The sequence below is a fragment of the Actinopolymorpha alba DSM 45243 genome (assembly GCF_000373925.1).
Classification (GTDB): domain Bacteria; phylum Actinomycetota; class Actinomycetes; order Propionibacteriales; family Actinopolymorphaceae; genus Actinopolymorpha; species Actinopolymorpha alba.
Window position 1 is genome coordinate 34856 of record NZ_KB892789.1, and the last position, 7979, is coordinate 42834.

Here is a 7979-nt window from a genome sequence, read left to right on the forward strand (position 1 = left end):
CCCAGCTGGCGGAGCAGCGGCCGGGGCCGGGTCTCCAAGGACCGACGCGTCGGAGTTGGGCCGCCCTTGGCCGCGTGTTCGGGAGTCGGCGCCGCACGCAGGCCGAAGATCGTCCAAGATGGAGGGTATGACCGGCCTCGACCAGCACGCTCCCATCAGCGGCCTTGACGTCTCTGTCGCGGATCGGCTCGTTGCTGAGGTGGGCGCCGAGTCGGCTGAACGTGTGATCCGATGCCTTCGGACGGCTGAGGCACTACTCCGCCACGGCTCCGAGGACGGCTACCTCCGGTACGCCGAGAGCGCCGCGTACAACCTGCGAGAGGCGCTCGACTCGGTTGTTCGTGACAGACCAGCCGGTGAGGGAGGGCTTTCCCAGGCGATCGAGGCATGGAGGCGCTATAAGCTCACGACCCAGCTACCCGGAGCTGATGGCGCCGCGGCACTGGCAGAGCTGGCCAATGTCCTCGACAGTCTCGCGAGCAGCCATGAACGTCAGTCGTACATGACCAGGAAGCTCCTGCAGTGGTTCCGAGCCCAGACTGGGGTCGAGCCCAGTCCTGGCGAGGACGACCCGACCGTGCAGTACCAACGACTTCGTGAAAGCGCCGCTCGGATCTTGCACAGGAACAGCCCTCACGCCGAGGTCGAGGCGCTGTTCGGTGAGACTGTCGCGTGGTTGGTGCGGTTCTTCACGCCTCCCAGCGACATCGTGCATCGCCTCGAGCAGCTGGCAGAGTGCCCTTACTCGTCCGCACTCCTGGTCGAGTTCCGTTCGCTCGCGTTGAATGCGCACCACCTCCGGCTGTTCCTCGAGCGACTGGAGGATCCAGCTTGGCTGGAGCCGATGCGAGAGGTTGGACTCATCGAGCTCCCGCAGCTTGGTGAACCCTGGCCAGTGACGTCGCTTGCCGGGGAGTCACGCAGGCTGCCCGATGCGGCAGTGACCGGGCTCTTAGAGCGACTTCTGGGTGACCTGAAGTACGAGCTGAAGGATCGCCGGGCAGCTTGTGCGTGGGAGATTGCGAGGACGGCCTCGGGGCTTGGACGCGCCGGGCTAGAGGTCGTTCTGGAGGTCCTCCGGCTCTACCCAGCCGACGACTGGATTCAGATGATCGCGATGTCGGCGACCAAGGAGGTCGACGTCACCGACCCAATTCACGTCGCCGTCGCCGACGCTGTGATCGGCAACGAACCTCGCCTAGACCACGGACACCGTACCGAAACGATGCTGAAGCGACTCGTTGATGGGATGACCGAGGGCAACGTCGCGGCACGCTTCGGCTTGCTCGCAACGAAGGTCCGGCGACTTGCCTCTGATGATCAAGCGCGCCACGTGTTCATCGATGTTGTGGCACTTCCCGTCGAAGGCGAGGATCTCAGGGAGCCTCTGCTCCAAGCGGCGCAGTGCCTCGCGGCCGTTGTGCCGAAAGTGCGGATGCTCGGGATGTCTGGTCCCTCGCTGCTCCAGCGCGTGGAGACGATCCCAGGCGAGCTGGGTCAGCGGTTGAAGTGCCAGGTGCTCGCTGGTGCCACCGACATCGACCGACACATCAAGCTGTCGCACCTCGCGACGAGGTTCGGATCGGAAGTCGCGACAGGCGACGACAAGGCGCTCCTGGATGATCTCCAGCCGCTTGCCGACTCCGAGCTCGTCCGTCTCCGAGCTGCGTTCGGCACACCGTCACTTGCCCCCGCCGACGGCGCCAGGAAGCCCCTAGGTGCCAGGGCATGGCGATGGTCGACCGTGCTACCAGACGTGGTGCTCGCTGGCTGGAAGAGTGCGATCAACGCCGTCAGCGAGGTTCACGGGGCGCCTGACCCTTCCGCCCTCACAAGGCGGACCGCCACATTCGGAGCGATTTCGGGTAGCCCACCCATCTCTGCCGATGATCTCGCCAACCTCGGTGTGCTCGACGCAGCAGCACTGGTCGCCGCCTGGCGACCGAGCCCCGACGCCCCGTGGGGTGTCAGCGCCCGAGAACTCGCCCGTGCGCTGGAATCCGTCGTCAAAGCTGATCCCGAGGCCTGGACGCAAGATCCGGTCGCCGTCGTTCGAACGCTTCGCGAACCTGTATACGTCGACCACTACTTCCGTGCTATCGCCGCAAGCGCAGCCCAGGTCATCGCGCAAGCGCCCGCGCTGGTGAGAGCCGTTGCACTCGTGCGCGACGAACGATGGGAACCCACGGTCATCGGCAAGGACAACTTCGAGTACGAGGATGACTGGTCAGTTGTGGACACAGTCGCGGTCGAACTCATCGATGCGCTCGCCGATGCCGGCGCCGATCTCGCCGAGGATCTCCAGTTCTGCTGGATGCTCGCCTGCGAGCTCACACGAGACCTTCCTGAGGATCTCGGAACAGCGGACCGGTACGTCGACTCGTCTGACCACGACGACCCGCTGAACAGAGCCATCAACAGCACCTACGGTAGAGGTCTTCAGGCCGTTCTGGCCCTTGGCGGCTGGGAACACCGGAGCGCCGGGCCAGCAAGCCCGACGCTCGACACCATCCTCACGGAGGTGCTCGCAGTACAGGGCGCCGTCGGTCTGGAGCTCCGGTCGGTCATCGCAGCCAGTCGGACCTTCGTGGAGGCAATCGCTGGCGATTGGCTCGCTCAACACCAGGACTCCCTTTTCGGCGACGAGCTGGGGCAGGTTACCTTCGATCAGACCCTCAAGTACTCGCGGCCTACCAAGGTGTTCTACGGTCGCTCGTTCGAGCGACTGCTCGATGCGGCGCGCCGGGGCGCCTACCACGGGGCGGTATGCCTCCTGGTCGCATACCTCTGGGACGAGCCAGGCTACACGCTGGAGCGCATCATCGACGGTCTCGCAGGTAACAGCCGCGCCCTGATCGAGGTCGGCCGTGAAGCCCCGCGCCTGTCGGGCGATGCTGGTGTCGACCATGACCACATCCTCCAACGAGGGATCGCGCTCTGGGAAGTGCTCCTCACCGAGGCTGGCCATCGAGTTCCGGTCTCCGCGCTGTCCGGTCTTGGCGGCTGGGCGCTTGCAGCAAACCTCGACCAGTCGCGATGGCTCGAACTCACCGAGCAAACAGTCGACCTCACCGGCGCGGCGATCGACCACGCGTCCGAGGTGGCGGAGCGCTGTCGCGATGCCCAGCCATCACCGGCTGGATTACGCATCCTGGCTGCCCTGCTCGGGCATGGCGACAGATGGGACCAGCACCACATCGAAGGAATCGGCGTAGAGGCGCTCAGCGCTGCCGCCAAGCGCGGCCTGGCTGACGAGACGTTCAAGCTCCTGCAGGAGCGACTCATCCAGCGCGGCCGACACGATGCAGCGAGGATCCGCCCCGGAGACAACGCGGAGATCGCTCCAACGGAGTAGGTCACTCTCCGACCGAGCTCAACGGCAGTGGCTCGGGCCCGATCCGCAAAGCCAGGTGAACGGTGGCACTGGCCGGAGCCACAGCGGCGTTGTTACCAGGGACCGCGGACTCGCAGGCATTACGAGCGGTTCTGGCGGCCCCGCGCATTCCGTGCAACCACCCGTTTCCAGCCGCGAACGACACCGCTGATCCAGGCAGCCGAAGATCGGCTTGCCGATGCCTCTCAACCCGGCGGCCCTACGGCGCTCGTGCACGGCGACTTGTGCGGGGGGAACACCGTCTGGTCGGACGCCGGCTTCGTTGGTTTCATCGACTGGGAGGGTTGCGGCGTCGGGCACTACGTCGTGGACCTTGGAAATCTCAGATTCGAAGAATCGCTGCGTTTCGATCCGCCCGCCGCAGACGAGATCTTGCTGGGCTGGCAGGAGGCGAGCGGCCGCGTCGCCGGAAATATCTCCTAATGGGATCTAATAGCAGCCCTGAACACCCCGCACGACCTGACGCCCTGGGGTGCCGCGCTTGGCGGGACCGAACGCCGCGACCGGTTCCTGCGTTCGGCTATCGACCAGTTCGACCGTGGATAGGCGAGCACGGCCTAGACTAGGCCTCGACACGTAGCCGCAGTGGCGTCCCAGAGCGGTCGTACGTGTCGCGCAACACTCCCCCGGCCGCTACGTCGGCGCATACGGCAGTCCAAAATCTCTCTGCCTGCGCATAGCCGGGAAACGGTCTGATCTCCCACCGGCCGGGGAACCGTTCGACAAGACGACGCACGACCTCCCGCCCAACGCCCGAACGTCTCCAGCGGCGCAGAATAAAGAGCTCGGCCATGTCGTAGACCGCCGGGTCGCCGCTCAGATGAGGTCGCCGAACCCGCCAGTCTCATTCACGTCCCAGCCCTCGACGGCAGACAGATCATGCAGGTAGAGCCGTACGAGCTGAACGAGAGTCGCCCGCGCGGTTGGGGCGGCTGGCACTACAGAAACCTTGATCGAAGCCGGCATGGCCCATCATCCTCCACACTTTCGTCGACCAGATGCAACTAAGGATCTGATCAACGATCCGCCTGCATTCGCGCGGCGGGTACCGCGAGGCCCCTCAGGTGGTTGTTAAGGTGAGTTGGAGATCGCAGCCGAAGAAGATTGCCAGGCGCTCCGCCTCGACCTCGATCGGTCGTCGAGTCCAGCGAGGTAGCGTGCCGAACGGCTCGATTTCGACGCTGAGCTTGCGCCCGGTTCGTTGGTGTTTCCAGACGCCCTCGATCCGGCCGTTGATGAGAAGGACAGCGGAGACCCAGCCCTGAAGCCGGTAGATCCGCGTCCTGTAGGCGGGGTCCAGCGCCGGATTGCCGGGGCCGGGACGAGACCCGCCTCGATCGCGTCGGGTCGCGCATACCACCCACTGGTCGAAGCCAGGCAGGAGCCGGACGACGTTCGCCGGCGTGGTCGATGCCAGCTCCGCGACCTGGTCGGCCAGCATCCAGTACGGCTCTCCGTCGACCTCAATCTTGGTGACCTGCTCCCCGAGCGCGTCGAGCATCCGAGATGCGTGGGTGCGGGTCGTGCCCCACCAGCAGGCGAGGTCGACGGGCGCGGCCGGGCCGTAGACGCTCAGAAATCGCCGGGCGATCGCGGCGAGGGCTTCGTCGGCGTCGGGTGGATCAGAAGGTGTGTCGAGCCAGGTGGCCGGATGGGTGAACCGGACATGCTGGCCGAAGCCAGGTCCGAAGCAGAGTTGGCCAAGGAACGAAGCGGGCTTGAGAAAGCTACCCCAGCCTCCGTGGATCATTCCTTCCTTGGCGGTCGATTCGCTGAGGCGCCCGACCGCGGCGGCAAGCTCTGCTCGGGTAAGAAGCCTGTCATGTAACGCCCTTCCCACCAGATCGGCAAGCTCGCCCATGAGCGGGTCTTTGAGCCAGTCGTACCTCTGCGTGTACGTACCAAGTCCGGCAAGCCACACGCCAAGGTCGGACGCCGACAGCACATGCAGAGTCCCGCGCATCGCCCACAGCTTCACCAGGATGCGCCGCTGCCACAACGCATCCTGAACCGCCTCACGGGTAAGCCCGTCGATCCTGGCCGACAGGGCCAGCTCCACCGACGACATCACCTGCGCGTGAAGCCCGCACATCCGTTCGACGACCGCGATCAGATCAGCGGTTGACGCGCGTTCCAGCAGGTGCTGTCGCCTCATCCGCCACGCGAGGGCCTGCTCCCATGAGACCTCTAGTCGGGCGGGAGAAGCCTGACCCTGATTGTCGTCCGATCCAGAACGGTTGACCTGCTGGATCGGGAGGGACCGCGCGGTCATCTTCACCTGCTCTCAATGTGTTCGACGTGCCAGGACGCCAGCGGGCGTAGCAGTGCGTAGGCTTCGAGCACCCGGTCGACCGCCTCCGGTGTATGCAGCCAGTCGTCACATCCGAGCGGGCGAGTGACAATCAGCGTGCGATGGCGCAGCAGGTCGGCGCGCGGATGGTCGGCCGGATATCCTCGTGGAGTCCGCTTCAGCTGGTCACCGGCGATCTCAGATCCGTTGTGCTGCAGGGCTTCCACAATGCTCACCAACTCCGGACCGCTGGCGTCGGACGCGACCGCGGCGCGGTAGGTCGCGACGTTCTCTGCACCCGGATACCACCAGCAACCAAGAACCGCCAGCCCGTCGAGGTCGAACCACAGGCTGAACTCGGCTTTAGGCCCGATGCGTACGACACCGCACTGCCGCTGCCACGGCCACACCATGGAGCCAAGCCCCCAGACCGAGAAGTCCCCGTAGGCAGCGTCGGCGTCGGCGACATCCTGCAGGAGATCGATCATCGGCTGCCGGACCAGTCGCTCCCGGTCCTTGCGCAGCCCTTGCCGGACAGAAGCCGGCGGATCACCGTCGAGCTTCAAGAGTACGTCGTAGGCCTGCTCGGGCCATCCGGTAAACGCTCGTCGCATGCGTGGCATTGTGCCGCCGGCCACCGACATGCACTCCGGACGTTCGAAACCGGGAAGCAACGATGCCACACTGCCGCCTGTGGCACCCTTCGGCCCGCGCGATCCGGCTTGCTCAGGGATAGCCGTTGGGTTACGAAATCGCCTCTTGGAGGGCCTCGAGCTCGACGGATCAAAGTGGCAACTGGATCCATCCCCCGATGTCAACTCGCCCAGCGCGTTCAGCGGCCTGTCGGGCGCCTCGGTTCTCGGCGTGGATGGTGCCGACCAGAATGCGACCCTCGTCCGGTACGGCTTGGGCGAGGAGCGTCGTGAGGTGGGCACCATAGCCACGGCCGCGGAACTTCGTGGCCAGGATGAGTTCCTGGACAACGTAGGCTGGCATACCGAGGGTTTCGCCCTTGGTCTTCACCGACACGTAGCCCGCCCAGTCCCCTTCGACCGTGACATCGAAGAGGGTGCCTGCCGTCAGGCTCTCCGCCAAGTCCTCATAGTCCGCGATCTTGGCTTGCTCTCTATGCGGCGGATGCTCGTGGTCTAGATCGTCGTAGGCCGCACTGGCATCCTCGTAATGCCGCAGCGTCTCTGCCAGCGTGAGTATCAACTCGGCGGGGACTGACTGGCCGAAGCCCGCGCAAAGACTTCTCACAGGCATGGCGAGGAATCGTCTGTCCGGCGTCGTACCTTCGAAGCGGCCGGGTGGCTCGGCACTCCACAGGCGTACATAGCGGGGGTGAAGATCTCCATAGGTCTGGACGGCTGCTCGTGCCAACACAGGCAGGTCCTCTGTCGTGAAGGGTCGACTCATCACGGTGGCGTCAACGAACGGCTTGCCTGGATCCCCACCCTCGTACCTCATGCTCATCATTGCGCTGAGGTCGTTGCTCACCGCCGACCAACGGTTGAGGAAGGCCTCGGCAGGCAGTCCGGTAGTTGTCAAGTCAAATGAGACAGGTTGTGCCTACGGGGTTGGTTGTGGCTGGTCGGTGGGTTGGTTGATCCATGCCACCTCGGGCAGTCGGGGTGTGGCGGCTTACGCGGCAACCACGGGCCATGCACCCGGCCTTTCGGGTTGACGTGCCGATAGTGGGTTGCCCGGGAAATCCCGGTCAACGCACACGATGTCGTGACCGGAATCTTTGCCGCGCGCAGCTTCGTGAACGCGGCCGTCATGACGTCCTGCGCGGCTCGTCGTTCTCCGCGCTCTCGGAGAGACCTTCCAAGAGCGCGCGCACTTTTCCCATAATGTCCAGCGCCATCTGGGTCCTGGTCAGATCATGCTGCAGCTTCTCGTTCTGGCGGCGAAGTTTCTCCAGCTCAACCTGCTCGGCCGACCTTTTGGCGCGTTTCGTTGAGGTCGTTGATTCTGCCGGCCCGCCGGTCAGGGCACCCGCATCTCGTGCCCGTGCCCACTCGATCACATGGGAGGAATACAAACCCTCCCGGCGCAGGATGGCGCCCTTCTCACCGTTAGCGGCGCTCTCGTACTCAGCGACAATCGCCAGCTTGTACTCCGGGCTGAACACCCGCCGGGACGGACGTGCCGCCGGGTCGCCCGCCGAGGTCGAAGCTGCGGGCCGGTCATCAGATGGGGTGGACACGTGCACAAGGATCTCCGATCCCGCCCTCGCTCAGGTAACCCGGGACTCACTCCGGGTGTCTCACCTCAGCCTGACAAAGAGGG

General features: G+C 65.0%; 7 protein-coding genes. 2 read left to right on the forward strand and 5 right to left on the reverse strand.

From position 1 onward, the window contains the following. The first annotated feature begins 127 nt into the window (after window positions 1-127). The gene (locus B141_RS0129845) at window positions 128-3355 is read left to right on the forward strand and encodes a hypothetical protein (RefSeq protein WP_020578864.1); all 3228 of its coding nucleotides are present in this window, start codon (window positions 128-130) and stop codon (window positions 3353-3355) included. Between the two features lie 27 nt (window positions 3356-3382). Then, a complete protein-coding gene (locus B141_RS48035; protein WP_084678606.1) occupies window positions 3383-3817 on the forward strand; it encodes an aminoglycoside phosphotransferase family protein in 435 nt (144 codons plus the stop codon). 393 nt (window positions 3818-4210) lie between these two features. Here the strand turns inward: B141_RS48035 and B141_RS52400 are convergent, their stop codons facing one another. The 5 genes from B141_RS52400 to B141_RS0129875 all read right to left on the reverse strand — a co-directional run bounded on the left by B141_RS52400 (window position 4211) and on the right by B141_RS0129875 (window position 7896). Then, on the reverse strand, window positions 4211-4333 hold the full coding sequence (locus B141_RS52400) for a hypothetical protein (protein WP_272944116.1): 123 nt from the start codon (window positions 4331-4333) through the stop codon (window positions 4211-4213). 121 nt (window positions 4334-4454) lie between these two features. Then, a complete protein-coding gene (locus B141_RS0129860; protein ID WP_157181396.1) occupies window positions 4455-5666 on the reverse strand; it encodes a winged helix DNA-binding domain-containing protein in 1212 nt (403 codons plus the stop codon). A gap of 2 nt (window positions 5667-5668) precedes the next feature. Continuing rightward, window positions 5669-6298 (reverse strand): DUF2461 family protein, encoded by a 630-nt coding sequence (locus B141_RS0129865; protein ID WP_051114222.1) that lies wholly within the window; start codon window positions 6296-6298, stop codon window positions 5669-5671. Window positions 6299-6467: 169 nt separating this feature from the next. After that, window positions 6468-7184 (reverse strand): GNAT family N-acetyltransferase, encoded by a 717-nt coding sequence (locus B141_RS0129870; RefSeq protein ID WP_202805974.1) that lies wholly within the window; start codon window positions 7182-7184, stop codon window positions 6468-6470. A gap of 280 nt (window positions 7185-7464) precedes the next feature. Beyond that, window positions 7465-7896, reverse strand: a complete 432-nt coding sequence (locus B141_RS0129875) for a hypothetical protein (RefSeq protein WP_040422746.1) — start codon at window positions 7894-7896, stop codon at window positions 7465-7467. Window positions 7897-7979 lie beyond the last annotated feature (83 nt).

What these genes read in the sequence shown, in the direction of transcription:
- B141_RS0129845 (WP_020578864.1), top strand. Translation starts at nt 128, where the DNA reads ATGACCGGCCTCGACCAGCACGCTCCCATCAGCGGCCTTGACGTCTCT.
- B141_RS0129860 (WP_157181396.1), bottom strand. Translation starts at nt 5,666, where the DNA reads ATGACCGCGCGGTCCCTCCCGATCCAGCAGGTCAACCGTTCTGGATCG.
- B141_RS0129865 (WP_051114222.1), bottom strand. Translation starts at nt 6,298, where the DNA reads ATGCGACGAGCGTTTACCGGATGGCCCGAGCAGGCCTACGACGTACTC.